Origin of the sequence: Plantibacter flavus, from assembly GCF_900177615.1 — a bacterium.
Lineage (GTDB): Bacteria > Actinomycetota > Actinomycetes > Actinomycetales > Microbacteriaceae > Plantibacter > Plantibacter flavus.
The window spans coordinates 1,277,317-1,302,680 of the sequence record NZ_FXAP01000001.1; the positions used below are offsets into that span (position 1 = coordinate 1,277,317).

Consider the following 25,364-nt stretch of genomic DNA (forward strand, 5'->3'; position numbering starts at 1 on the left):
TCAGCCGAGACAGTTCGGGCCGAGCAGGGACTTCAGCTCGCCGAAGAGTCCGGACGAGAGGCTGACGCGATGGGGCAGTTCGAACACCCGCGCGATCTCGCCTCGGATGAGCTTCAACCGCACCTCGGTCGACCCGGCGTGCCGCGTCAGGACGTCGCTGAGCGTGGTCACCGTCTCGGTCGTCGCCCGGGCGTCGGCCATCGACAGCTGGAGCATGCGGTCGGCACCGGCCTCGGGGAGTTCGGGCGAGAAGATGCTGTACGCGTGGAGGTTCATCCCGTCGTCTCGGACACTGACCCGTCCGCGGACCACCACGATCGAGTCGCCGACGAGTTCGGAAGCGAACTCCTGATACGCCTTGCCCATGAACATGGCGGTCATCTCGCCGCCGAAGTCCTCGACCTGGATCATGCCGTACTGGTTGCCGGAGGCCTTGGCGATCCGGTGCTGGACACTCGTGACGAGCCCCGAGATCACGACGGTCTCGCCGTCCATGCCCTCGGAGGTCATGAGGTCGGTGATGGTGGTCGTGGCGTGCTTCGCCAACTCGATCTCGAGTCCGGCCAGCGGGTGGTCCGAGACGTACAGCCCCAGCATCTCCCGTTCGAAGTTGAGTTTGTCGCGCTTGCCCCAGTCGGGACGCGCGGGGACGCTCGCGAGCGGAACCTCGCCGACCTCGGCGAACAGGCTGTCGAAGTCGAAGCCGATGCTCCCGGACGCCTCGGCACGCTTGTCCTTCACGACCGAGTCGACGGCGTCCTCGTGGATCTCGTAGAGCGCGCGTCTGCTGTCGCCCATGGAGTCGAACGCGCCGGCCTTGATGAGCGACTCGATGGTCCGCTTGTTCGCCACCGGCAGCGGCACCTTACGGAGGAAGTCGTGGAAGGAGGTGAACCGGCCCTCGCGCTCGCGTGCCTGCCGGATGAGCTCCACGACGTTCGAACCGACGTTACGGACGGCACCGAGACCGAACCGGATGTCCTCCCCGACGGCGGCGAAGAACCCGATGGACTCGTTGACGTCGGGCGGCAGGACCTGGATCCCCATGCGGCGACACTCGTTGAGGTAGAGCGCCATCTTGTCCTTGGAGTCGCCGACACTCGTCAGCAGACCGGCCATGTACTCGGCCGGGTAGTGCGCCTTGAGGTACGCCGTCCAGTAGGAGATGACCCCGTAGGCGGCGGAGTGCGCCTTGTTGAACGCGTAGTCCGAGAACGGGAGGAGGATCTCCCACAGCTTGTTGACAGCCTCCATCGAGAAGCCGTTCGCGACCATGCCGCCGGAGAAGCCCTCGAACTGCTTGTCCAGTTCGGACTTCTTCTTCTTACCCATCGCACGACGGAGGATGTCGGCCTGCCCGAGGGAGAAGCCGGCGACCTTCTGCGCGATCGCCATCACCTGCTCCTGGTAGATGATGAGGCCGTAGCTCGTCGACAGGATCTCGGAGAGCGGTTCCTCGAGCTGCGGGTGGATCGGGGTGATGTCCTGCAGGCCGTTCTTGCGCAGCGCGTAGTTCGTGTGCGAGTTCGCGCCCATCGGCCCGGGCCGGTACAGGGCGATCAGCGCCGAGATGTCCTCGAAGTTGTCGGGCTTCATGAGGCGCAGCAGCGCGCGCATCGGTCCGCCGTCGAGCTGGAACACCCCGAGCGTGTCGCCTCGGGACAGGAGTTCGTACGCACCGCGGTCGTCGAGTTCGAGGTCTTCGAGGACGAGTTCGATGTCGCGGTTGCTCTTGATGTTGTCGAGGGCGTCGTTGATGATCGTCAGGTTGCGCAACCCGAGGAAGTCCATCTTGATCAATCCGAGGGACTCGCACGCCGGGTAGTCGAACTGCGTGACGATCTGGCCGTCCTGCTCGCGCTTCATGATCGGGATGATGTCGATGAGCGGGTCGCTCGACATGATCACGCCGGCCGCGTGGACGCCCCACTGGCGCTTCAGGTTCTCGATGCCGAGCGCGGTCTCGAAGACGGTCCGCGCCTCCGGGTCGGTGTCCAGGATGCCACGGAGGTCGACCGCCTCCTTGTACCGCGGGTGCTTGGTGTCGAGGATGCCCTCGAGCGGGATGTCCTTGCCCATGACCGCCGGCGGCATGGCCTTCGTCAGCTTGTCGCCCATGCCGAACGGGAAGCCGAGGACGCGTGACGAGTCCTTGAGCGCCTGCTTGGCCTTGATGGTGCCGTACGTGACGATCTGCGCGACACGCTCGTCGCCGTACTTCTCGGTGACGTACTTGATGACCTCGCCGCGGCGGCGGTCGTCGAAGTCGACGTCGAAGTCGGGCATCGACACGCGGTCGGGGTTGAGGAACCGCTCGAAGATGAGCCCGTGGCGGAGTGGGTCGAGGTCGGTGATCTGCATCGCGTACGCAGCCATGGAACCCGCCCCGGAACCACGACCGGGCCCGACGCGGATGCCGTTGCGCTTCGACCACTGGATGAAGTCGGCGACGACGAGGAAGTACCCGGGGAAGCCCATCTGCACGATGACGCGTGTCTCGTAGTTCGCCCGTTCCCGGACGTCGGCGGGGATCCCGTTCGGGTACCGCAGGTTGAGCCCGGTCTCGACCTCCTTGATGAACCAGCTCTCCTCGTTCTCGCCCTCCGGCACCGGGAACCGCGGCATGTAGTTGGCCGAGGTGTCGAAGGCGACGTCGCATCGCTCGGCGATCGCGAGGGTGTTGTCGCACGCCTCGGGGTACTCGCGGAACAGTCGGCGCATCTCGTCCGCGGACTTCAGGTAGAACTCGTCGGCGTCGAACTTGAACCGGTTCGGGTCGTTGAGGGTGGAACCGGACTGCACGCAGAGGAGGGCGGCGTGGGCTTTGGCGTCCGCGGCATGCGTGTAGTGGAGGTCGTTCGTCGCGAGGAGCGGGAGACCGAGGTCTTTCGACAGCCTGATGAGGTCGGCCATGATCCGGCGCTCGATCCCGAGCCCGTGGTCCATGATCTCGCAGAAGTAGTTCTCCGCACCGAAGATGTCGCGGAAGTCCGCCGCGGCCTTGACCGCTTCGTCGTACTGGCCGAGACGGAGTCGCGTCTGCACCTCGCCGCTCGGGCAGCCGGTCGTCGCGATGAGGCCGGCGCTGTACTGGCTCAGGATCTCGCGGTCCATGCGCGGCTTGAAGTAGTACCCCTCGATCGACGCCTTCGACGACAGCCGGAAGAGGTTGTGCATCCCCTCGGTGGTCTCCGAGAGCAAGGTCATGTGGGTGTAGGCGCCGGCGCCGGAGACGTCGTCTCCCCCGCCGTCGCCCCACTTGATCCGCGTCCGGTCGCCGCGCGCGGTCCCCGGGGTGATGTACGCCTCGGTGCCGATGATCGGCTTGATGCCGGCATCGGTCGCCGTGCGCCAGAAGTCGAAGGCGCCGAACATGTTGCCGTGGTCGGTCACGGCGACGGCGGGCATCCCCTGCTCGACCGCGGCCTGGATGAGCGGCTTCACGCGGGCTGCTCCGTCGAGCATCGAGTACTCGCTGTGGACGTGCAGATGGACGAACGAATCGGTGGACGTGGGCACGGACGGCGCCTCCGGGGATCGTGCTGTGGGGTTCGGCGCGGACGCCGAGGTGGTCTGTGATCCAGCCTAACCGTCACCGCTGACGGTCAGTTCCAGCGATGCCGTCGCTGACGCCGACGGGATGGGCGGGCGTCGGCTCAGTCGAGCTCGAGCACGGACAGCGCGTGCTGGAGGTCGGCCGGGTAGGCCGCCTCGAACCGCACGAACTCCCCCGTGGCCGGGTGGGCGAACCCGAGCTTCGTGGCGTGGAGCCACTGGCGGGTGAGACCCAACCGCGCCGAGAGCGCAGCGTCGGCTCCGTACATCGCGTCGCCGACGCACGGGTGCCGCTGGGCCGCCATGTGCACGCGGATCTGATGCGTGCGGCCGGTCTCCAGGTGCACCTCGAGTAGCGAGGCGTACGGGAACGCCTCGAGCGTCTCGTAGTGCGTGATCGACGGCTTGCCGTCGGCGGTCACGGCGAACCGCCAGTCGTGCCGGGGGTGGCGTCCGATCGGGCCGTCGATGGTGCCGGCGAGAGGATCTGGATGCCCCTGCACCACCGCACGGTAGATCTTCTCGACCTCGCGGTCGTGGAAGGCCCGCTTGAGCCAGGTGTACGCCCGCTCGGTCTTCGCGACGACCATGAGGCCGCTCGTCCCGGCGTCCAGCCGATGGACGATGCCGGCGCGCTCGGCGGCTCCGGAGGTCGAGATGCGGAAGCCCGCCGCCGCGAGGGCACCGAGCACCGTCGGTCCCTCCCAACCGACCGAGGGATGCGCCGCGACGCCCGCAGGCTTGTCGACGACGACGATCTCGTCGTCGTCGTGGACGATGCCGAGGTCGGGTACCGCGATCGGGACGATCACGGCCTCCCGTCGAGGCGTCCATTCGATCTCGAGCCAGGCGCCGGCGAGCAGGCGATCGGACTTGTCGACCGACTTCCCGTTCATGGCGACACCACCGGCCAACGCCACCTCGGCCGCGTAGCTCCGCGAGAAGCCCAGGAGCTTGGCAAGTCCGGCGTCGACGCGCTCGCCGTCGAGTCCGTCGGGGACGTACAGGCTTCGGGACTCGTTCACTGGCGACCTGCGTCCGGGCTCGCGTCTCCTGGCTCCGCCGGATCGAGGGTGGCCGCGTCTGCCTCAGCCTCGCGGTCCTCCGCATCCTGGGCTGCCCGTTCGCTCGCTCGCGTCGTGCGCGTGCCGTCGAGGTTGACACCGAAGAGCGTCAACAGGATGAACAGCGCCATGCTGACCACGATGCAGATGTCGGCCACGTTGTAGATCGCGGGGAGCATCCAGGGCGTCGAGATGAAGTCGACGACGTGGCCGAGGCCGAAGGACGGCTCACGGAAGAGGCGGTCGGTCAGGTTGCCGAGCACGCCTCCGAGGAGCAGACCGAACACGATCGCCCAGGCGCGCGAACGGATGCGGCGCGCGAACCAGACGATGACGACGACGACGACCGCGGCGAGGATCGAGAAGATCCAGGTGTAGCCGGCGCCCAGCGAGAAGGCGGCACCCGAGTTCTTGACGAAGTACAGGACCAGCGCCTGTCCGAAGACGGGGACGGACTCACCGACCGTCAGGTTGCTGGTGACGAGGAACTTCGTGAACTGATCGGCCGAATAGGCCACGACGGCAACCAGCGCCAGGACTGCAAGAGTCCTGGCGCTGGCCTTCGACGGTGATGCGGGAGACAACCGGGTGTCTGCGCTAGACCGCTGCGCTGTCGGCGGTGACGCCGGACTTCGCATCGGGTGCGGAGCTCGACGACGAGGCGTCGAGGTCCTTCAGCTGACCCTCGATGTAGCCGCGGAGCTGCGAGCGGTACTCACGCTCGAAGTTGCGCAGCTCGTCGATCTTGTGCTCCAGCACGGAGCGCTCCTGCTCGAGGATCTGCATCTGTGCGCGCTGCTTCGCCTCGGCTTCGGCGACGACGCGTGCCGCGGTCGCGTGGCCTTCGGCGATGAGTGCGTCGCGACGCTGAGCGCCCTCTGCGACGTGCTCGTCGTGCAGGCGGCGGGCCAGCTGCAGGAGGTTGTTGGAGCTCTCGGCCGTGTTGTCGGTCGACTCGGCGGCAGGAGCCGCGGCGGGTGCGACGACCGGAGCCGGTGCGGGAGCAGGCTCAGCCTTTGCAAGAGCGGCGGGAGCGGAGGAGCCGCCCTTCTGCAGCTCGGCGACCTTGGCCTCGGCCGCGGTCAGCTTCTGCTGGACCTCGTCCTTCTCCTGGATGAGGCGACGCAGTTCGACGACCACCTCATCGAGGAAGTCGTCTACCTCGTCCTGGTCGTAGCCTTCGCGGAACTTGGTCTGCTGAAACCGCTTCTGGACCACGTCTTCGGGAGTGAGCGCCATAGCGAACCACCTTCACTGTCGAATCGAAAATCTGTGTACAACGCCCCCACGCTAGCAAAGTCTGACCCAGTGGGTGAGACATGTTGTCAGCGTCGGAGCTTCCCGTCAGGTGACGGGCGTTCTATCGTAGCCGCACAATCGTCGTGAACCCTGCGCGGGCACCGACGTCGGCGGCTACAGGAGCTGGACGAGCGTCATCGCGATGATGCAACACAGCATCGTCAGCGTCCAACCGAAGTCGAGCGCGACGGGACCGACCGCGACGCGCGGGAGGACACGGCGGAAGAACCGGATCGGCGGGTCGGTGACGGTGAAACTGAGCTCGGCGAGGACCAGGCCGACGCCCGACGGTCGCCACTGCGGGCGGAGTACCCGAGCCAGGTCGAGGATGAACCGCGCCCAGAGGACGAAGAAGTACAGGAGCAGCGCGAGATAGAGGATCGTGCCGATCACGGAGATGAGAGAAGCCACCCCTCGATTATGACTGAGCGAAGAAGGTCGCCTCGGTCGCTTCCGGTGCGCCCTGCCCGTTGTCGCCGGACACGGCGACGTGCTCGGGCGAGAGCAGGAAGACCTTGCTCGTCACTCGCTCGATCTTCCCGTAGAGGCCCTGCGAGAGGCCACTGGCGAAGTCGATGAGGCGTCGGGCGTCGCCGTCGCTCATCTGGGAGAGGTTGATGATGACCGGGACACCATCGCGGAAGCTCTCGGCGATGATCTGAGCGTCGCGGTACTGCTTGGGGTGCACCGTGAGGATCTCGTTGAGGTCGGAGCTCGGGGCGACCGGCTGACGAACCGGGACCGGCTTGCGCAGCGGGGTCACGGGAGCGGCCTTCTCGACGCGCTCGACCCGCTCTGCGCGCTCGGGACGTTCTGCCCGGCGAGGCTCGGCCTGCTGCGTGGGCTCGGCCTGGGCAGCGTGCTGCTGCTCGTACTCGAGATCATCGTCGGCGAGCCCGAGGTACACCATGGTCTTCTTCAGTGGGTTCGACATCGTTTCCTCCGTGATCTGCGGTCCTTGCACCTTCGAGATTAACGTCACACCGGACGATTCCCGGTGATTGCCGTGCCGATGCGTAGGTGTGTCGCGCCCGCTTCGATCGCCTCGACGTAGTCGTGGCTCATCCCGATCGACAGGCCGTCGGCCTGCGGAGCGAGGGATCGCACCCGCGCGGACGCCGCGACGACCCGCGCGAACGCGGCGGCCGGCGGCTCGTCGATCGGTGCGACGGCCATGACGCCTCGCAGGACGACACCCTCGGCCTCGAGCGTCTCCGTGGCGAGCGCTTCCAGCGCTTCGTCGCCGGCCACACCGCCGCGACCCGGGTCGTCGGTCAGGTTCACCTGGAGGAACACCTCGAGGAGGCGGTCCGGTGATGACAGCGCGCGCAGGAGTTCGGGTCGGTCCACCGAGTGCACGGCGTCGACGTATCGACGCACCTGCTTCGCCTTGTTCGTCTGCAACTGGCCGATGAAGTGCCACCGCAGCCCGAGTCCGGCGGCCGCCTCGGCCTTGTCGCGGGCCTCCGGGTGTCGGTTCTCCCCCACGTCGGTGACCCCCGCGGCCGCGAGCTGCTGCACGAGTGCGACCGGATGGAACTTCGTCACGACGATGAGCGTCGGCTCGTGGGTGCGACCGGCCGCACGGGCAGCATCTGCGACGCGGCCTCGGATCGCGGCGAGGCGATCGAGCAGAGCCGGATCGGGCTCCGAAGAGCCCGACCCGGTCGAGGTGATCGTATCGCCGCCCACTACTTCAGGAAGTCGGGGATGTCCAGCTCGCCCTCGTCGTCGAACGAGGGGTCGACGACGGCGGTCTCGACGACCGCTTCAGGCTGGCGGTGCGTCGCTCCGGAGAAGGGCGAGGACGCGTTCTGCCTGGAGCTCCAGTCGCCACCGGAGGCGACCGGTGCCGCAGCAGGCGCCGAGCGGTGCTCGGACGACTCCGAGGCCGTGTTGGCCGAGGTGCTGATGGGAGCGCTGGGCGCCTCGTCCGAGGTGCTCATGACGCCGCCGGAGATGACCGCGTCGGCCGGCGAGGCCGCCGTCCTGGTGAGGGGCTCGCCACCGTCGAATCCGGCGGCGATGACCGTCACACGCACCTCGTCACCGAGGGTGTCGTCGACGACCGCTCCGAAGATGATGTTCGCCTCGGGGTGCACGGCCTCCTGGACGAGCTTGGCGGCGTCGTTGATCTCGAAGATGCCGAGGTTCGAGCCACCCTGAATGGACAGCAGGACACCGTGGGCGCCCTCGATGCTCGCTTCGAGCAGCGGGGAGGCGACGGCGAGTTCAGCCGCCTTGATGGCACGATCAGCGCCACGCGAGGAGCCGATACCCATGAGGGCGGAACCGGCCCCCTGCATGACCGACTTGACGTCGGCGAAGTCGAGGTTGATGAGGCCGGGGGTGGTGATGAGGTCGGTGATGCCCTGGACGCCGGCGAGGAGCACCTGGTCGGCGGTCGCGAACGCCTCGAGCATGCTGATGCCGCGGTCGCTGATCTCCAGCAGGCGGTCGTTCGGCACGACGATGAGCGTGTCGACCTCCTCCTTCAGGCGGGCGACGCCGAGCTCGGCCTGGGCCTGACGGCGACGACCCTCGAATCCGAACGGCTTCGTGACGACACCGATGGTCAGCGCACCGATCGACTTCGCGATCCGCGCCACGACGGGTGCGCCGCCGGTTCCGGTACCGCCACCCTCACCGGCGGTGACGAACACCATGTCGGCGCCGGCGATGGCCTCTTCGATCTCCTCGGCGTGATCCTCCGCCGCGCGGCGTCCGACCTCGGGGTCGGCGCCGGCGCCGAGGCCGCGGGTGATCTCGCGGCCGACGTCGAGCTTGACGTCGGCATCGCTCATCAGCAGCGCCTGCGCGTCCGTGTTGATGGCGATGAACTCCACGCCTCGGAGGCCGAGCTCGATCATGCGGTTGACCGCGTTCACGCCGCCGCCGCCGATACCGACGACCTTGATGACGGCGAGGTAGTTCTGGTTTGTAGTCACTTCAGGCCTCCGTGAGAACTCTCAACCTCTAGTTAAGGTTTAAAGTTATGCTGCGTATGCATTTTCTGTCCTGAGCACGACGTTAGGGCCCAGCCCCTGCGGTGTCGGGACGCTTCCGGGCGTGTCGGCACATCGACGGGAATATCCCGGCGCGCTTCCTCAGCGGACGATGGCGGCGGACGGCGACGACACGTCGTACTGGTTCACCTGGGACGGGTCGGTGGCCGCCATCGTGGTCGCGAGGATCCGCGCTTTCAGGACCGAGTCCTCCGCACTCCCCCACACGACCTCGGCGGGCGAGTCCACGAGCGTGAGGGTGACGTCGTCCGCGGTCGACGCCGAGACCGACGCCACGCGGGCGCGGAGATCCGTCGGGAGCGCCCGGATCACCGCGGCCGCGGCGACGAAGCCCTTGGAGGTCGGGCCGCCGGTGACCATGAGCGTGGGATACCCGGTGATCGGTTGGTCGCTGCGCTCGATCGTGACCCCGGCGGCGTCGACGAGGGTGTACACCGATCCGGACTGCAACACGCCCACCGGCTCGCGTTCGACGATCCGCACGACGAGCGTGCTCGGGGGCTGGGATTCGAGGGAGTAGCTCGCGATGAGCGGGTATCCGACGAGCACCGCCTTGACCGCTCCCGCGTCGACCAGTGCGAGCGGGCGACCCAGCTGGTCGCTGAGCGCCTCGGTGATCTCGGCCTGGTCCACCCGGCTCGCACCGACGACCTCGATGGACCGGACGGCCAGCAGGGGCGAATAGGCTCCGGCGAGCGAGACGACGATCAGGAGGCCGAGGGTCGCGGCCGCGACCACCCAGGCGCGGTGGCGACCGCGCTTGCGGGCCGTGAACCGACGGATCTCCTGGCGTTCGTGACGACGTCGCAGCTTGGCGGCCTCACGCGGGGTGAGGAACGTCTCGTCCTCCCGTTCGTCCGGGCGCTCCAGGGTCGCCGTCGCCGAGGCGGAGGACGTCGCCGCCGGTTTCGCACCGACCTTCGACGATGGTGCCGGCGTCGATGAGGCTGACGCCGACTTCGCCTTCGACTTCGAATCCGACGGCTGGGTCGGTGCCCCGGCACCCGACCGCTTCGGCCGGAGCCGGGCAGCGTCCAGCTCGATGACGTCCGTCTCCTGCTCGGTGACGGGCTCAGCGGTCACGCCGGCACGGTCGACCGGTGTGGACGCCGCCGACCGGGTCTGACGCTCGGGGCGCGGACCGGCCGCGGGGTCGAAGCCGTCCGGGCGCTTCACCGGACGCCCATCAGACGGACTCGCGACCGGCGATGGCTTCGAGGAGCTGCGGCACGATCCGGTAGACGTCGCCGCATCCGAGCGTGATGACGAAGTCGCCGGGCCGCACGACCGTCGCCGTGTAGTCCGCGGCGCGCTGCCAGTCGTCGATGTACGCGACGCGGTCAGCGTCGGAGAACCGCGTCGACACCGTCGCACCGGTCACGCCGGGCTCGGGATCCTCGCGCGCACCGTAGACCTCGAGCACGACCGTGTGGTCGGCGTACCGCTCGAGGGCGTCGGCGAACTCCTGAGCGAACAGGCGGGTCCGGCTGTACAGGTGCGGCTGGTGGACAGCGATGATACGACCGTCGCCGACCACCGTGCGCGCTGCGGCGAGAGCGGCTGCGACCTCGGTGGGGTGGTGCGCGTAGTCGTCGTAGACACTCACACCGTCGACGACACCGTGCAGCTCGAATCGACGCTGCGTACCGCCGAAGGCGGTGATACCCCGGAGCGCGTCCGCCGGGTCGAAGCCGACGCCGACGAGGACCGCGAATGCGCCGGCGGCGTTGATGGCGTTGTGGCGCCCTGGCACGCGGAGGGTCGCCGCGTAGCTGGTGCCCTCGTAGCTGAGCTGGAAGGAGACCGGACCGGTCGAGCCGACGTCGTGCAGTCGGACGTCCGCGTCGGCGGCCTCGCCGAAGGTCAGTACCCGCTTGCCGTCGGAGGCTGCTCGGAGCGCCGGGGTGATCCGGACCGAGCGGGCGTCGTCCGAGGAGATGACGACGAGTTCGCGGGCCTGCTGGGCGAAGGTCACGAACGCCTGCTCGAACGCCTCGAGCGAACCGTAATGGTCCAAGTGGTCGGGGTCGATGTTCGTGATGAGCGCGACGGCCGTGTCGTAGAGCAGGAACGAACCGTCGGACTCGTCCGCCTCGACGACGAACAGTTCTCCGGTGCCGCGGGCCGAGCTCAACCCGAGGGACTCGATCACGCCACCGTTGACGAAGCTGGGATCGGCACCGAGCTCCAGGAGCGCCGTGATGATCATGCCGGTCGACGTCGTCTTCCCGTGGGCCCCCGCGACGGAGATGAGTCGCGTCCCGGAGGTCAGCCACGCGAGCGCCTGCGACCGGTGCAGGATCGTCAGACCCCGTTCCTTCGCGAGCAAGTACTCGGGATTGTCCGCCCACAGCGCCCCGGTCACGACGAGGGTGTCCGCGTCCCCGACGTTCTGTGCATCGTGGCCGATGGCGACGGGGACGCCGAGCTCGCGCAGGGCGTCGATGTTCTTCGACTCGCGCACGTCCGAGCCGGTCACGCGCGATCCGGCGCTCACGAACAACCGTGCGATGCCGCTCATCCCGCTGCCGCCGATGCCGACGAAGTGCACGACGCCGAGGTCGGCGGGGATCTCGACGGTTGGGTCTGGCTTGATCACGGTGTCACGCTTTCTGGGAAGACTGGATCACCGGCCGCGCACGCGCTGCACCGATGGTTGGAGCGCCTCATCGATGAGGGCGATGACGCGAGCCGTGCCGTCGGAGACACCGACGCTCTTGGATTGGGCGGCCAGGTCGTCGACCCGGTGCCGATCGCTCAGCAACGGGACGAGGTGCTCACGCACCCAGGCTGGCACGAACTGCGCGTCATCTACCATAACCGCTCCCCCGGCCCGCACGACGTCGGCGGCGTTGAAGCGCTGCTCACCGTTGCCGACCGGATAGGGCACGTAGACGGCCGGGAGTCCGACCGCGCACAGCTCGCTGACCGTGGCGCTACCAGCACGCGACACCGCGAAGTCGGCTGCGGCGATGGCGAGCTCCATCCGGGAGCAGTACTCGAGCAGGTGGTAGTGGTCGACACCGGGATCCGAGATCTCACTCTTCGCACCCGTGATGTGGAGCACCTGCCAACCGGCCGCGACGACGTCTTCGGCGCTCTGGCTCATCGTCGCATTGATCCGTCTCGCGCCGAGCGAACCGCCGGTGACGAGCAGCAGCGGTCGGTCCGACACGAGGCCGAACTCGGCGAGGGCCGCCGGCCGGAGCGTCTCGCGGTCCAGCTCCTCGATCTCGCGACGCAGCGGCATGCCGACGAAGCGTGCGTTGCGGATGGGCGTGTGGTGGAAGGCGACACCGACGTAGGGCGTGTACCTCGCGCCGAGCCGGTTCGCGAGGCCCGGACGTGCGTTCGCCTCGTGGATGACCAGTGGGACGCCGGCGCGCCTCGCCGCCGTGTACGCCGGTGCGGCCGCGTAGCCGCCGAAACCGATCACGACGTCCACCTGGTGGTCCCGGATCATCGCCACCACGGCTGCGACCGTCCGGCGGAGGCGACCGGGGAAGCGGAGCGCATCGATGTTCGGCCGGCGGGGGAAGGGCAGTTTGGGGATCGTGAGCAATTCGTAGCCGCGTTCCGGGACGAGTCGCGCCTCGAGTCCCTCCGCCGTACCGACCACCAGGATCGTCGCTTCAGGGTCTCTGGCGCGGAGTCCGTCGGCCACCGCCAACAGCGGATTGACATGGCCGGCGGTGCCGCCGCCAGCGAGGAGGTAGGTGGTCATCGGGTGACTCCGGAGGATTGAGGACGTCGAGCGGGTGACCGACGGGACTGCTGGGACGCGGGGCGCCCGCGCTCCCGGGCGAACGACAGGACGATCCCGATCGCGACGAGGGTGGTGAGCAGCGCCGTGCCGCCCGAGGACAGCAGCGGTAACGGCACGCCGAGCACCGGCAGGACTCCGAGGACGACGCCGATGTTCACGAGCGCCTGGCCGATGATCCAGGCCATGACGGCGCCGGTGGTGATCCGGACGAAGGAGTCGTCGCTGGTGCGGATCACCCGGATGAACATGACGGCGAGGAAGACGAACAGCCCGAGGACGAGGACGGCGCCGATGAGGCCCAGCTCCTCGCCGATCGCCGCGAAGATGAAGTCGTTCGAGATCGCCGGCAGCCACCCGTACTTCGCGCGCGAGTTGCCGAGACCGACACCCCAGAGGCCACCGTTCGCCAGCGCCCACGTGCCGTGGGTCGACTGCCAGTCGGCGTTCTCGTAGTCGCCCTTGCCGTCGCCGAAGAACGCCATGATGCGCTGCATGCGGTTGGCGCTCGTGACGGCCATGATGAGGAACAGCACGGCCCCCGCGACCACCGGGATCGCGATGTAGCGCAGTCGCACCCCGGCGAAGTACAGCGCCGAGAACACGATGAGGGCCATGATCACGACGGTACCGAGGTCGCCACCGAGCAGGACGAGGCCGATGGAGAGACCGGCGAAGGGGATGACCGGGATCAGGGCGTGCTTCCACTCGAGGAGCCGCGGTTGCTTGACCGTCAGCACGAGCCCGAGCCACACGACCAGCGCGAGCTTGACCGCTTCCGAGGGCTGCGCGGTGAAGCCGCCGATCTCGATCCAGTTGCGGTTGCCACCGATCTCGTAGCCGAGCGGTGTGAAGACGAGCAGCTGCAGGCCCATGGCCACCAGGAGGAACGCCCACGCCCACTTCTTCCAGAACCGTGCCGGGAAGCGACTCACGATGAGCATGAGCGGAACACCGATCATCGCGAACGTCGCCTGGCGCCAGAACAGCCCGAAGTACCCGTCGCCGGCCTCGTAGGACTCGACGGAGGACGAGGACAGCACCATGACGAGCCCGAGCCCGACGAGGAACAGGGTGACACCCAGCAGGAGGAAGTAGTTCTTCGACTCCGGACGCAGCACCTTGCCCAGCGAGATCCGCGCACTCGACATGCCTCTCGGCGACGTCGGCGCGTCGGGTGTCCCACTGCCTGAGGCGACCGTCGTCATCCGGGACGACGCCGGCCGCACGCGGCGCGGGTCAGCGCGAGGCGGATCGATCATCCGCCTCACCTCCCAGCTCTGCTTCGACGGCGGCCTGGAACAGGCGACCACGGTGTCCGTAGTCCGTGAACTGGTCCATCGAGGCGGCTGCAGGAGCGAGGAGCACGGTGTCCCCTGCCTGCGCGACCTCGGCGGCCCGGCGAACGGCCTCCGGCATGACGTGTTCAGTCTCCGCTGCGTCGACCTCGATGACGGTCAGCGTCGGCGCGTGTCGCGCGAATGCCGCGAGGACCTCCGCGCGGTCGGCGCCGATCACGACGGCCGCGCGCAGGTGGTCGGCGTGCCGCTCCACCAGGTGATCGATCGAGACGCCCTTCAACAGGCCTCCGACGATCCAGACCACGGAGCGGTAGGCGGCGAGCGATGCGTCGGCGGCGTGCGGATTGGTGGCCTTCGAGTCGTCGATCCAGTCCACCTCGAGTCTCCGCGCGATGAGCTGGATCCGGTGCGCGTCCAGACCGAACGACAGGAGGGTGTCGCGCACGGCCTCGACCGTGATGCCGGCGGCCCGAGCAAGTGCCGCTGCCGCCAGGATATTGGCGACGATGTGCGGGGCGGCGAGCCCGCGCTGGGAGAGCGCTTCGACCGTCGTGATCTCGAGGGCGCTCGTGCGGCGGTCGTCGAGGAACGCGCGGTCGACCAGGATGCCGTCCACGACGCCGAAGTCGCTCGGTCCGGGGACGTCGAGGCCGAACCCGACGGCGCGGGCGCCGTCGACGACCTCGGCCTCCTCGACCATCGACATCGTCGCCGCGTCAGCGCGGTTGTAGACGCACGCGACCTTCGTGTTCTCGTACACCACGGCCTTCGCCGCCCGATACGCCGCGGCGGAGCCGTGCCAGTCGAGGTGGTCGTCGGCGAGGTTCAGGCAGACGCTGGCGAGCGGCGAGACGATGCTCCGACCGCCCTGCAGGCCGAGGGTGTGCAACTGGTAACTCGAGAGCTCGACGACGAAGAAGTCGAAGCCCTGCGGATCACGGACGGCGTCCAGGACCGGGACGCCGAAGTTGCCGCAGGGCGCCGCCCGGAAGCCCGCCTCGACGAGCATCGACGCCGTCAGCTGAACAGTCGTGGTCTTGCCGTTCGTGCCGGTGACGCAGATCCACTCGGCCGGGGTGCCGACCTTGTCGCGGACCCGCCAGGCGAGCTCGATGTCGCCCCAGACGGCGACCCCGGCCGTCTGCGCCCACGCGACGACGGGGTGGTCTGGGTGGAACCCGGGTGAGACGACGACGAGTTCCGGAGCGAACTCCACGAGCTCGGACGGCACGGTCGACAGGTCCCGCTGGATGAGCCGCGCACCGATGACGCCGACGAGTTCGGCTCGTTCGTCCGCGGCTTCGCCTGCCAGGACCAGTACCTCCGAGCCGAGCTCGGTGAGCGTGTCAGCGACGGAGAACCCGGTCATCCCGAGCCCTAGGACGGCGACCCGGAGTCCGCGCCAGTCGGCGTGCCAGCTCAGGAGTCCGTCGAGGCGCTCGGCGCTCAACGGCTCAGCCACTCGAGGTAGAAGGAACCCACACCCGCAGCGACGAGCAGACCACCGATGATCCAGAAGCGGACGACGACGGTGACCTCGGCCCACCCCTTGAGTTCGAAGTGGTGGTGGATGGGGCTCATGAGGAAGATGCGCTTGCCGTGGGTCACCTTGAAGTAGGCGCGCTGCACGATCACCGAACCGGCCTCGATGACGAACAGCCCACCGACGAGCACCAGGAGGAGCTCGGTCTTGCTGAGGATGGCCAGGGCCGCGAGCGCTCCACCGAGCGCCAACGAACCGCTGTCACCCATGAAGATCTGTGCCGGCGAGGTGTTCCACCAGAGGAACCCGATGAGCGCGCCCACGATCGCCGCCGCGACCACGGCGAGGTCGAGCGGATCCCGGACGTCGTAGCACTTGTAGGCCACGTCGGAGGCGAGCGAGGAGCTGAAGCACGACTGGTTGAACTGCCAGAACCCGATGATGATGTACGAGCCGATCGCGAGGATCGAGGCACCGGTGGCGAGCCCGTCGAGCCCGTCGGTCACGTTCACGCCGTTCGACGTCGCCGCCACGATCACCGAGGTCCAGAGGATGTACAGCAGGATGCCGATCACCGGGATGCCGATCGCCATGAAGTTGATCGGGATGTCGCGGATGACCGAGATGTTCGTCGATGCCGGGGTGAACCCCTCGGTGTTCGGGAAGTTGATCGCCAGTGCGGCGAACACCGTCGCGACGATGAGCTGCCCCGAGACCTTCGCCCACCCACCGAGGCCGAGGCTCTGCTTCTTGCGGACCTTCAGGAAGTCGTCGATGAACCCGACGATGCCGAGTCCGACCATCATCAGCAGGACGAGGAGCGCCGAGACGCCGACCTGCTCCTGGAAGATCAGATAGCTCGCGAAGAAGCCGACGAGGGTGCCGACGATGATGATGACGCCGCCCATCGTCGCGGTTCCGCGCTTCGTGTGGTGACTCTGCGGTCCGTCGTCGCGGATGAACTGACCCCAGGCGAGTTTGCGGAACGCTCTGATGAAGAGCGGGGTCAGGAACAGGGAGAACGCCAGCGAGATCGCTCCCGCAGCCAACAGGACTCTCATGCGTACAACTCCCCCAGTCGATCGCCCAGCAACCGGAGCCCGGCCGCGTTCGACGATTTCACGAGCACGGTGTCGCCCGGGGCGATCTCCGCGCTCAAGTACGCGAACGCCTCGTCCGCGGTCGCGAAGTACACCGACTCGCCGTCCCACGACCCTTCGTTGATCGCTGTGATGTGCATTCGGCGGGCCTCGGGGCCGACCACGACGAGGCGGCCGATGCCGAGCCGGACGACCTGGAGCCCGATCCGGTCGTGTTCCTCGCCCGCCCAGTCGCCCAGTTCGCTCATGGCACCGAGCACCGCGATGGTCCGGCCGCGTTCAGCACCGATCTGGGCGAGGGTCCGGATGGCGGCAGACATCGAGTCGGGGCTCGCGTTGTAGGCGTCGTTGATGATGGACACGTCGTCGCGTCCGCCGAGGGGCTCCATCCGCCAGCGCTCCGCCCGGCTCACGCTCTGGAGGCCGTCGACGATGAGGTCGATCTCCACACCGAGTTCGTGGGCGGCTGCGGCCGCGGCGAGGGCGTTCATGACGTGGTGCTCACCGAGCACCTTGAACCGGACGGCCGCACAGGAACCATCGGGCAGGTGCAGCGTGAACGCGGTTCCGGACGCCGTCGCGACGATGTCGGTCGCTCGAACGGTGGCGCGGTCGTCGAGGCCGAACCAGAGGACGCGTGCCCGGGTGGCATCGGCCATGCCCGCCACCCGTGGATCGTCGAGGTTGAGGACGGCGACGTCCTCCGGGAGCAGCTCGGACACCATCTCGGTCTTCGCCGTGACGGTCGCTTCGATCCCGCCGAACTCCCCCGCGTGGGCGAGTCCGACCTTCAGGACCACGCCGATGTCGGGCTTCGCCATGCGGATGAGTCGGGCGATCTCGCCGATGCCGCTTGCACCCATCTCAGCGACGAGGAACCGCGTCTCGTTCGTCACGCGCAGCATGGTGATCGGTGCTCCGACCTCGTTGTTGAAGGAGGCTTTGGGGCTGACCGTCTCCCCGACGCGCTCGAGGACCGCGGCGAGGAGGTTCTTGGTCGTGGTCTTGCCGTTGGAGCCGGTGATACCGACGATCCGGAGTCGTCCGAGCGCGCGCACCCTCGTGATGACCTCGGTGGCGAGGGCACCGAGCGCGGTCACGGAGTCCTCGACGACGATCTGCGGCACGGCGACGGCCAGCTCCCGTTCGACGATCAGCAGGGCCGCGCCGTTGGCGACCGCCGCATCGGCGAACAGGTGTCCGTCGGTCTCCTCGCCGGGCTTCGCGACGAAGATGTCGCCGGGCGTGACGAGTCGGGAGTCGGTGTCGGCGACGCCGGACACGACGAGGCCGGCGTCCGCCGAGCCTGGGATCAGTCGGCCGTCGGTCGCCGCGGCGATCTCGCTGAGGGTCAGGTCGATCATCAGAGCCACCCTGCCTCACGCAGCGCGTCGCGCGAGTCGTCGCGCGCCGAGTACGGGAGCTTCACACCGGCCACCTCGTGGTAGTCCTCGTGCCCCGGTCCGGCGTAGAGGATGGTGTCGCCTTGCCCGGCCAGCGCGAGGGCCGCGCGGAACGCGGTCGCCGGGTCGGCGACCTCGAGCAACTCGCCCTCGGGTGCAGCTTCACGGGCGGCCTCGAGGAGCACGCGTCGGATCGACGCCGGGTCCTCGCTCCGCGGGTGGAAGTCGGTGACCACCACGATGTCGGCACCGCGGGCGGCGATCGCACCCATGTCGCGACGCTTCGTCGTGTCGCGGTCTCCGTCGGCGCCGAACACCATGATCACGCGGCCCGGCGTGACGGCCCGGATGGCTGCGAGGGTGTTGAGGAACGCGTCGGGGCTGTGCCCGTAGTCGATGTACACGACCGGACCGCGGTCGCCACTGATCCGCTCGGCACGCCCCGGGATGTAGGCGTCGATCCCACCGTCCCGCTCGAGGGCCTGGGCGATCATGTCGAACTCCACACCGGACTCGACCAGCATCACGATCGCGAGCGCGGCGTTCGCCGCCATGAACCAGCCGAGCAGCGGCACGCTCGTCACGAGCACGCGGTCGCCGGGGCCGTCGAGTCGGAAGGTCGTGGAACCGGCGGTCTCCTCGAGGATCGTCATGCGCCAGTCGGCGTCGACCTCCGGGCGGGTCGTCAAAGTCGTCACCGGGATCCGGCTCTGCTCGACGAGCCGGCCGCCCCACTCGGAATCGATCGTGACGACGCCTCGTCGGGCGCGATCGGGTTCGAACAGCTCGCGTTTGGCCGCGAAGTACTCGTCGAAGTCGCCGTAGTCGTCGAAGTGGTCGTGACTGAGGTTGGTGAAGCCGACGACGTCGAAGACGATGCCGTCGACGCGGTGCCTGGTCAGCGCCTGGGCGGAGACCTCGATGGCGACAGCGCGCACCTCGGATTCGCGCATGCGCGCAAGCAGCGCGTGCAACTCGCTGGCCTCCGGCGTGGTGAGCGAGCTCGTCACCGCGAGGTCGCCGATGCGCCGCTCCGCAGTGGAGCTCAGCCCGGAGACGATCCCGAGTTGCGCGAGCATGCCACTCAGGAGGTAGACCACGCTCGTCTTGCCGTTGGTACCGGTCACGCCGAACAGCGTCGGCGGCTCCTCGGCGGTGCGATAGACCCAGGCGGCGAGGTGGCCGAGGGCGGCACGCGGCTCGGGCACGACGACGATCGGCAAGCCGGCCGCTGCGGCCAGGTCTCGTCCGGCGTCGTCCGTGAGCACCGCGACAGCGCCGCGTTCCTTCGCCTGCTCGGCGTACGCGGCACCGTGGGCGCGGACACCCGGCATGCCGATGTAGAGGTCACCAGGCTCGACGGCACCGGAGCTCAGGCTGACACCGCTGATCTCCACGCCGTCGGCCGAGCCGTGCAGGTCGAGGTCGAATTCGGTCACCAGCTGCGAGAGCGCCCGCTGTTGCGGATGTTCCGGCCTGAGGCTGATCGGGCCCTGATTGTTCACGCTGAGCCCATCCTTCATGAGGTCGTTCAAAAACTGAGCGGCAGGTTCGGTGCCGGCTCCGTGGACGGCTGCACTCCCCTGCTCTTCAGCACCTGGGTGGTCACATCCCGGAAGATGGGAGCGACTGCAGCCGATGAATTCATCTTAACCGGGTCGGCCAGGTTCACCGAAACGACGAACTGCGGCGCCTCTGCAGGGGCGAAACCGGCCATCGAGACGAGGTAGCTCGAGCTGTAGCCGCCGTCGCCGTCCGGCTGCTGTGCGGTACCGGTCTTCATGGCCACCCGGTAGCCGGGGACGTCGACGTTCTTGGCGACCCAGCTCTCCTGGTCGACCATCTCGAGCATGGCGCTGACCTGCTTCGCCGCGTCGGCGGAGACGACCTGGGTTCCGGTCGCGTCGGGGACGTCGGTCATGGTGCCGTCGGCGTTCCGGCACCCCTCTACCAGTTGGACGGGCATGCGTACACCGCCGTTCGCGATCGTCTGGTACAGGCTGGCGCCCTGGATCGCGGTCGTCGAGAAGCCCTGACCGAACATGGTCGCGTAGTCCGTCTGGTTGTCCCAGTCCGCAGGGTCCGCCATGAGGCCACCGGACTCGCTCGGGAAGCCGACCTCGGTCTTCTGCAGCTGACCGAACTTCTGGAAGTAGGCGTAACGGGTGTCGGCACTCATCTTCTCGCCGAACTGCGAGATCCCCGTGTTGGACGATTCGACCATGACACCGGACAGGGTGAGGTTCAGATCCGCGTGGAACTCGCTGTCGTTGATGTCGGCACCGTTCGAGGGCTTGTACCGGAACGGAGCGACCACCTGGGAGTTCGGATTCGCGACGCCCTGGTCGATGAGCGCCGCGGCGGTGAGCGACTTGTACGTCGATCCCGGTTCGAACGGCGCGGCGAAGGCCCGTGAGCCTCGGTCCTCGGACGGCGTCGCGCTGACGTTGCCGGGGTCGACGGCCGGGTACTCGGCGACGGCGAGGAGCTTGCCGGTCTTGACCTCCATCACCGTGACGACGCCCCAGCTCGCACCGACCGCTTCGGCCTGCGCCGCGAGCGACTGCTGCGAGAACCACTGGATGTCCTTGTCGAGCGTGAGCACGACGTCGCCGCCGTCCTTCGCCGGCTTCGTCACCGTGGTACCGGGGAGCGGGAGACCACCGCTGCCCTTCTCGTACGTCGTGCGTCCGTCCTTACCGGCGAGGCAGGAGTCCTCCATGAGCTCGACGCCCGCCTGGGCCTCGCCCTCCTCGCCCACGAAGCCGACGATGTTACCGGCGACAGCGCCGTTCGGGTACACCCGGTAGGGCTCTTCCTTGAAGGTCGTCCACGGGATCTCCAGTGCCTTGAGCGCTCGGAGCTGGTCGAGGGTGAGCTTCTTGGCGATGAGGGCGTAGAGCGAGTCCTTGTCCGCGGCGAGGGCGTCCGTGATGAGCGCGAGGACCTCCGGACCGGGCTTGCCGATGATCGCGCCGATCTCGTTCGTCGCCTGCTCGAGGGTGATCGTCTGCTCGGCGCCGTCGACGTCGCGTTCGAACGGACCGGCGTCCTTCGGGGATGCCGCCATGCTGTAGCGCATGACCGCTTCGGCGAGCACCGAACCGTCGGAGGCGAGGATGTTGCCACGGGTGGCGAGGATCGTGTCGCCCGTCTCGGTCTTCTCGAGGGATTCGGCGCTCAAGGCACTCGCGCGGACAACCTGGATGTCGACCAGACGGAGGACGAAGAGCGTCATCACGATGGAGACCGCGACGATGGTGAACGCGAGGCGTCGGCGCGTGGTCTTCGTGTGTCTCACCATGATTCCCGCACCGCGTCCTCTCCTGACGTCGCACCTCCGAGCAGGGCGTCGTCGTCCACTGTGAGCCGTCCGGTCATCGTGTGGTCGGCGACGGCAGCCCGTCCTGCAACGGTACGGGCGGCGTGACCGCTTCCTGGCTCGACGCGCCGTCCGCGGCGGCGGCGCTCTGTCCGCCTACGAGCGGGAGCGTCGCAGCCTGTGCGTTCGGCACGAGGGCGGCGTTGAAGATCGGACTCGTGCTCGCCGACGCCGGCGTGGGCGTCCCCAGCACGGCACCATCCGAGAGCCGGAGGTAGGTCGGGAGGGAATTGCCCACCATGCCGAGTGCCTGCGCGTTCACGGCGAGGTACTGCGGCGAGGCCAGGCGGTCGAGGTCCTCGGCCAGCGCGGCCGAGGTTCGGCCGAGATCGACCTGCTTCCCCTCGAGCTGCTGGATCTGGTACGCGCCCTGGCTCAGCCCGACGCTGAGGAGCAGCTGGCCGACGACGATGGCGACGACCGCGCCGACCACGATGACCGCGTACATCGGACGCGGCCGGAGCTTCGAGCGCGCCCCGGTCGTGACCGCGCGGATGTGCTGCCGTTCGGGGGCCGTCCGGGTCGGCTGCGGCCGAGCACGTCCGAGCCGTTCGGGTGCGAGATCGAGTGCTGCGGTCGCTCCGCTCATGCTGGCCTCCTCAGCCGTTCAGCCGCGCGGAGTCGCACGGGTTTCGCTCTGGGGTTCTCGTCGATCTCCGCCTCGGTAGCGAGTTCGGCGCCCTTGACGAGGAGCTTCAGCTCCGCGCTGTGCTCCGGGAGTTCGACGGGCAGCCCCGCCGGCGTGGTCGACTTCGCCCGGGCCTGGAGCTCGCGCTTGACGATCCGGTCCTCCAGCGACTGGTACGACAGGAACACGATCCGGCCTCCGACCCGCAGCAGGTCGAGGGCGCGGGGCACGGCGGCTTCGAGCACCGACAGCTCCGCGTTGACCTCGATGCGCAGCGCCTGGAAGACCCGCTTGGCCGGGTGGCCGGTGCGACGTGCGGCCGCCGGCGTGGCCCGATCGATGAGCTCGACGAGCTGACCGGAACTCGTCAGGGGTCGCTGCTGGCGTTCCTCGACGATGCGGCGTGCGTAGCGCTGCGCCAACTTCTCATCGCCGTACTCCCAGAAGATCTTCCGAAGCGCGACTTCGTCGTACGAGGCGAGGATCGTCTCCGCCGTCAGCTCGCTCGATGCGTCCATCCGCATGTCGAGGGGCGCGTCCTGCGAGTACGAGAAGCCGCGTTCGGTCCGATCGAGTTGCAGCGAGGAGACACCGAGGTCGAACAGGATCCCGTCCACCTGTGGGAAGCCGAGCTCCTCAGCCGCCTCGTCGATGTCGTCGTAGACGGCTTTGACGAACCGAGCGCGCGATCCGAAGCGCGCGAGCCGCTCCTGAGCGATGTCCAGCGCGTCGAGGTCCCGGTCGAGCCCGATGAGGGTCAACTGTGGGAACCGCTCGAGCATGGCTTCGGCGTGGCCCGCCATGCCGAGCGTGGCGTCGATGAGGACCGCGCCCTCGTGGGACACGGCGGGGGCGAGCAACTCGATGCATCGCTCGAGGAGGACCGGGGTGTGGATGTCGTTGATGGCCATATGCGTAATCCGGACGGTCCCTGACCCCTGATCCCCATCCGTTCCGACCTGGCACCGGGGAAGTGTGTCAGGGCGGGCTCCGACCTGACACCGGGGAAGTGTGTCAGGGCGGGACGGCTGGGAGTCAGGGGGCAGGGCACTAGAAGAGTCCGGGGATCACCTCCTCGGCGGTCTCGGAGAAGACGCTCTCCTGTTCGGCGAGGTAGGACTCCCATGCCTCGGCGTCCCAGATCTCCGCGCGGCTGCCGGCGCCGATGACGACGAGGTCGCGGCTGAGCCCGGCGTACTGGCGGAGGTTGGACGGAATGGTCACGCGGTGCTGCTTGTCGGGGGTCTCGGCGCTCGCTCCGGAGAGGAACACGCGCAGGTAGTCGCGAGCCTGCTTGCTGGTGACCGGAGCCTGGCGGATCTTCTCGTGGAGCGCCTCGAACTCCCGCGTGCTGAAGACGTAGATGCAGTGCTCCTGGCCTCGAGTCATGACGACCCCGCCGGAGAGCTCATCGCGGAACTTCGCCGGCAGGATGATGCGGCCTTTTTCGTCGAGTTTGGGGGCGTGACTACCGAGGAACATACGCCCCCGCCCCCAATCGTTCTGGCCAACATCTTGGTTGGACTCCACTTTACTCCACTTTGCACCACCAACGCAGCACATTCCTCCATATTGGGCCTTCTTCTCATGAAAAAACCCCGCAAAGTCAGGACTCTGCGGGGTGGAGGGAAATGGAGGGACTTTGCCGTACCCGGGGCGGTCAGGGAGGGCCGGAAACGACGAAACGGGGCCGATCCGAAGATCGGCCCCGTTTGGAGTCGTGGTGCGGCGGCGCCGCGAGGGAGGGAAGTGGAGTCAGGTGGCCGACCGAGGAGCGACCAGGAGATCGGGCCTCGCTACCGCTCGTCGCCCGACTGGCGCTTGTCCCAGCGGTCGTTGAAGCGGTCCATCAGACGCGAGGACTTCTGGCCTGCCGGCGCAGCCTGACGAGGTCGCGGCTGTTCGAGTGGAGCCCGGGTCGGCTTCGTCGCCACGAGCACGCCGGTGAGCATGATCGCGAACCCGAGCAGACCGACGATGGGCTGCTGGATCACGACTCCGAGCACGAGGCCGATCGCCCCGACCACCGCGATGAGGGAGCCGAGCGCGATTCCGCGGTAACTCGGTTTGCCCGCGCCAGCGCTGACCTTGGAGACGAAATCGGCATCGCTGCGGTAGAGGTGGCGTTCCATCTCATCGAGGAGCCGTTGCTCCTGCTCTGAAAGTGGCATCTGATTCCCCTCAAGGTCACACGACGCGACGTTGTTGATCGAGTCTAGCCACCGAAGCATGACTAGGCTAGGTGCGTGATCGAAAGCAATGAACTCGCCACCCTGGTGGGCCGCGGGCTCTCCGACTTTCTCTCCTCGCGAAGCTCCATTGTCGCGCAGATCGGCCCGGAGCTCTCCCCGTTCCTCGACTTCTCCCGGGAATTTCTCAGCGGTGGGAAGCGGTTTCGCGCACAGTTCTGCTTCCGGGGCTGGCAGGCCGTCTCGACCGGGAGGCACGCCAGCGGTCAGGGCGGCCTCGAGACCGTCATCGCGACCTGTGGAGCACTCGAGCTGTTCCACGCCGCAGCGCTCGTCCACGACGACATCATCGACAACTCCGACACACGCCGGGGTGCACCGTCGGCACACGTCTCCTTCGCGGAGTTGCACCGTCGCAGCCGATGGGACGGTGACCCGACCACCTTCGGCACCGGAGCCGCCACGCTCCTCGGAGACCTGCTCCTCGGCTGGAGCGACGAACTCCTCGACGACGGACTCGACCAGCTGGACGACCGCACCGCCGCTCGCGCAGCGCGGGCCGAGTTCAACCGCATGCGGACCGAGGTCACGGCCGGCCAGTACCTCGACATCCTCGAGGAGCGCGCCTGGCGCGACGCCGCCGACGACGAACAGCGCCGCCGGGCCGAGCGCGTCCTGATCTTCAAATCGGCCAAGTACAGCATCGAGTCCCCGCTCGCGCTCGGAGCGCTCCTCGGTGGCGGGAACGAACAGCAGCTCGCGTCGCTCCGCGGGTACGGTCTCCCCCTCGGCATCGCCTTCCAGCTGCGCGACGACCTCCTCGGCGTCTACGGCGATCCCGCCGTCACCGGCAAACCGAGTGGCGACGACCTCCGAGAGGGCAAGCGCACCATCCTCATCGCGCTCACGAGGGAGGCCCTCCAGCCGGGCGCACGCGCCATCCTCGACGAGCTGCTCGGGGATCCCGACCTCGACGACGACCAGATCGGCCTGCTCCAGGCGACCATCCGCGACAGCGGAGCCGTCGACCAGGTGGAGAAGCTCATCCAAGACCACGTCGCACGGGCGCTCTCCGCACTGGGCGAGGCTCCGATCAACGATGACGCCCGGGCACACTTGCGCGGCCTCGCGGTCGCGGTCGCACGCCGCGAGACCTGAGCCGTCCGGCTCG

Annotated in this window: 22 protein-coding genes; 1 reads left to right on the forward strand and 21 read right to left on the reverse strand. The window is 68.2% G+C overall.

Going from position 1 to position 25,364, the window contains the following annotated elements; genetic code table 11:
• The 21 genes from dnaE to B9Y95_RS06110 form a co-directional block, all read right to left on the reverse strand.
• A complete protein-coding gene (gene dnaE / locus B9Y95_RS06010) occupies positions 1–3,465 on the reverse strand; it encodes a DNA polymerase III subunit alpha (protein ID WP_234994006.1) in 3,465 nt (1,154 codons plus the stop codon).
• 191 nt (positions 3,466–3,656) lie between these two features.
• Positions 3,657–4,580, reverse strand: a complete 924-nt coding sequence (locus B9Y95_RS06015) for an RluA family pseudouridine synthase (RefSeq protein ID WP_085510956.1) — start codon at positions 4,578–4,580, stop codon at positions 3,657–3,659.
• Positions 4,577–5,257 (reverse strand): signal peptidase II, encoded by a 681-nt coding sequence (gene lspA / locus B9Y95_RS06020; protein ID WP_085510957.1) that lies wholly within the window; start codon positions 5,255–5,257, stop codon positions 4,577–4,579. Before lspA ends, B9Y95_RS06015 begins: the two co-directional genes overlap by 4 nt.
• The gene (locus tag B9Y95_RS06025; RefSeq protein ID WP_079706011.1) at positions 5,217–5,858 is read right to left on the reverse strand and encodes a DivIVA domain-containing protein; all 642 of its coding nucleotides are present in this window, start codon (positions 5,856–5,858) and stop codon (positions 5,217–5,219) included. The genes lspA and B9Y95_RS06025 overlap by 41 nt, the downstream gene beginning before the upstream one ends.
• A 174-nt stretch (positions 5,859–6,032) precedes the next feature.
• Positions 6,033–6,329 carry a YggT family protein gene (locus B9Y95_RS06030; RefSeq protein ID WP_064296991.1) on the reverse strand — a complete coding sequence of 99 codons (297 nt, stop codon included), beginning with the start codon at positions 6,327–6,329 and terminating at the stop codon, positions 6,033–6,035.
• A gap of 7 nt (positions 6,330–6,336) precedes the next feature.
• Positions 6,337–6,852 carry a cell division protein SepF gene (locus B9Y95_RS06035; protein ID WP_064296992.1) on the reverse strand — a complete coding sequence of 172 codons (516 nt, stop codon included), beginning with the start codon at positions 6,850–6,852 and terminating at the stop codon, positions 6,337–6,339.
• Positions 6,853–6,896: 44 nt separating this feature from the next.
• A complete protein-coding gene (locus B9Y95_RS06040) occupies positions 6,897–7,610 on the reverse strand; it encodes a YggS family pyridoxal phosphate-dependent enzyme (protein ID WP_234993977.1) in 714 nt (237 codons plus the stop codon).
• Positions 7,610–8,866 carry a cell division protein FtsZ gene (gene ftsZ, locus B9Y95_RS06045; protein ID WP_085510958.1) on the reverse strand — a complete coding sequence of 419 codons (1,257 nt, stop codon included), beginning with the start codon at positions 8,864–8,866 and terminating at the stop codon, positions 7,610–7,612. The genes B9Y95_RS06040 and ftsZ overlap by 1 nt, the downstream gene beginning before the upstream one ends.
• Before the next feature lie 159 nt (positions 8,867–9,025).
• Positions 9,026–10,120: a cell division protein FtsQ/DivIB gene (locus B9Y95_RS06050; RefSeq protein ID WP_085510959.1), complete on the reverse strand. Its 1,095-nt coding sequence runs from the start codon at positions 10,118–10,120 to the stop codon at positions 9,026–9,028.
• Between the two features lie 10 nt (positions 10,121–10,130).
• Entirely contained in the window at positions 10,131–11,543 is a 1,413-nt protein-coding gene (gene murC / locus B9Y95_RS06055; RefSeq protein WP_085510960.1) for a UDP-N-acetylmuramate--L-alanine ligase, read from the reverse strand.
• 27 nt (positions 11,544–11,570) lie between these two features.
• Entirely contained in the window at positions 11,571–12,668 is a 1,098-nt protein-coding gene (locus B9Y95_RS06060; RefSeq protein WP_085510961.1) for a UDP-N-acetylglucosamine--N-acetylmuramyl-(pentapeptide) pyrophosphoryl-undecaprenol N-acetylglucosamine transferase, read from the reverse strand.
• Positions 12,665–13,969 (reverse strand): putative lipid II flippase FtsW, encoded by a 1,305-nt coding sequence (gene ftsW / locus B9Y95_RS06065; protein WP_085510962.1) that lies wholly within the window; start codon positions 13,967–13,969, stop codon positions 12,665–12,667. Before ftsW ends, B9Y95_RS06060 begins: the two co-directional genes overlap by 4 nt.
• Complete coding sequence (murD, locus tag B9Y95_RS06070; protein ID WP_085510963.1) at positions 13,947–15,458, reverse strand: UDP-N-acetylmuramoyl-L-alanine--D-glutamate ligase; 1,512 nt, start codon at positions 15,456–15,458, stop codon at positions 13,947–13,949. Before murD ends, ftsW begins: the two co-directional genes overlap by 23 nt.
• A complete protein-coding gene (mraY, locus tag B9Y95_RS06075) occupies positions 15,455–16,552 on the reverse strand; it encodes a phospho-N-acetylmuramoyl-pentapeptide-transferase (protein ID WP_085510964.1) in 1,098 nt (365 codons plus the stop codon). The genes murD and mraY overlap by 4 nt, the downstream gene beginning before the upstream one ends.
• A complete protein-coding gene (locus B9Y95_RS06080) occupies positions 16,549–17,955 on the reverse strand; it encodes a UDP-N-acetylmuramoyl-tripeptide--D-alanyl-D-alanine ligase (RefSeq protein ID WP_085511093.1) in 1,407 nt (468 codons plus the stop codon). The genes mraY and B9Y95_RS06080 overlap by 4 nt, the downstream gene beginning before the upstream one ends.
• The gene (locus B9Y95_RS06085; RefSeq protein ID WP_234993978.1) at positions 17,955–19,499 is read right to left on the reverse strand and encodes a Mur ligase family protein; all 1,545 of its coding nucleotides are present in this window, start codon (positions 19,497–19,499) and stop codon (positions 17,955–17,957) included. The genes B9Y95_RS06080 and B9Y95_RS06085 overlap by 1 nt, the downstream gene beginning before the upstream one ends.
• Positions 19,500–19,525: 26 nt before the next feature.
• Positions 19,526–21,298, reverse strand: a complete 1,773-nt coding sequence (locus B9Y95_RS06090; protein ID WP_085510966.1) for a peptidoglycan D,D-transpeptidase FtsI family protein — start codon at positions 21,296–21,298, stop codon at positions 19,526–19,528.
• A gap of 73 nt (positions 21,299–21,371) precedes the next feature.
• Positions 21,372–21,965 (reverse strand): cell division protein FtsL, encoded by a 594-nt coding sequence (locus tag B9Y95_RS06095; RefSeq protein WP_085510967.1) that lies wholly within the window; start codon positions 21,963–21,965, stop codon positions 21,372–21,374.
• Complete coding sequence (rsmH, locus tag B9Y95_RS06100) at positions 21,962–22,915, reverse strand: 16S rRNA (cytosine(1402)-N(4))-methyltransferase RsmH (RefSeq protein ID WP_085510968.1); 954 nt, start codon at positions 22,913–22,915, stop codon at positions 21,962–21,964. The genes B9Y95_RS06095 and rsmH overlap by 4 nt, the downstream gene beginning before the upstream one ends.
• A 139-nt stretch (positions 22,916–23,054) precedes the next feature.
• The gene (gene mraZ / locus B9Y95_RS06105) at positions 23,055–23,486 is read right to left on the reverse strand and encodes a division/cell wall cluster transcriptional repressor MraZ (RefSeq protein WP_064297003.1); all 432 of its coding nucleotides are present in this window, start codon (positions 23,484–23,486) and stop codon (positions 23,055–23,057) included.
• Positions 23,487–23,800: 314 nt separating this feature from the next.
• Positions 23,801–24,175: a DUF3040 domain-containing protein gene (locus B9Y95_RS06110; protein ID WP_064297004.1), complete on the reverse strand. Its 375-nt coding sequence runs from the start codon at positions 24,173–24,175 to the stop codon at positions 23,801–23,803.
• A 75-nt stretch (positions 24,176–24,250) separates the two neighbouring features.
• Between B9Y95_RS06110 and B9Y95_RS06115 the strand changes: the two genes are divergently transcribed.
• Positions 24,251–25,351: a polyprenyl synthetase family protein gene (locus tag B9Y95_RS06115; RefSeq protein WP_085510969.1), complete on the forward strand. Its 1,101-nt coding sequence runs from the start codon at positions 24,251–24,253 to the stop codon at positions 25,349–25,351.
• Positions 25,352–25,364: the final 13 nt, after the last annotated feature.

Excerpts from the sequence above, each read along its gene's own strand:
- dnaE (WP_234994006.1), bottom strand. The coding sequence starts at position 3,465 with ATGCTCGACGGAGCAGCCCGCGTGAAGCCGCTCATCCAGGCCGCGGTC.
- lspA (WP_085510957.1), bottom strand. The coding sequence starts at position 5,257 with ATGCGAAGTCCGGCGTCACCGCCGACAGCGCAGCGGTCTAGCGCAGAC.
- mraZ (WP_064297003.1), bottom strand. The coding sequence starts at position 23,486 with ATGTTCCTCGGTAGTCACGCCCCCAAACTCGACGAAAAAGGCCGCATC.
- mraY (WP_085510964.1), bottom strand. The coding sequence starts at position 16,552 with ATGAGAGTCCTGTTGGCTGCGGGAGCGATCTCGCTGGCGTTCTCCCTG.
- B9Y95_RS06095 (WP_085510967.1), bottom strand. The coding sequence starts at position 21,965 with ATGAGCGGAGCGACCGCAGCACTCGATCTCGCACCCGAACGGCTCGGA.
- ftsW (WP_085510962.1), bottom strand. The coding sequence starts at position 13,969 with ATGATCGATCCGCCTCGCGCTGACCCGCGCCGCGTGCGGCCGGCGTCG.
- rsmH (WP_085510968.1), bottom strand. The coding sequence starts at position 22,915 with ATGGCCATCAACGACATCCACACCCCGGTCCTCCTCGAGCGATGCATC.
- B9Y95_RS06060 (WP_085510961.1), bottom strand. The coding sequence starts at position 12,668 with ATGACCACCTACCTCCTCGCTGGCGGCGGCACCGCCGGCCATGTCAAT.
- B9Y95_RS06025 (WP_079706011.1), bottom strand. The coding sequence starts at position 5,858 with ATGGCGCTCACTCCCGAAGACGTGGTCCAGAAGCGGTTTCAGCAGACC.
- B9Y95_RS06090 (WP_085510966.1), bottom strand. The coding sequence starts at position 21,298 with ATGGTGAGACACACGAAGACCACGCGCCGACGCCTCGCGTTCACCATC.
- B9Y95_RS06110 (WP_064297004.1), bottom strand. The coding sequence starts at position 24,175 with ATGCCACTTTCAGAGCAGGAGCAACGGCTCCTCGATGAGATGGAACGC.
- B9Y95_RS06035 (WP_064296992.1), bottom strand. The coding sequence starts at position 6,852 with ATGTCGAACCCACTGAAGAAGACCATGGTGTACCTCGGGCTCGCCGAC.
- B9Y95_RS06080 (WP_085511093.1), bottom strand. The coding sequence starts at position 17,955 with ATGATCGACCTGACCCTCAGCGAGATCGCCGCGGCGACCGACGGCCGA.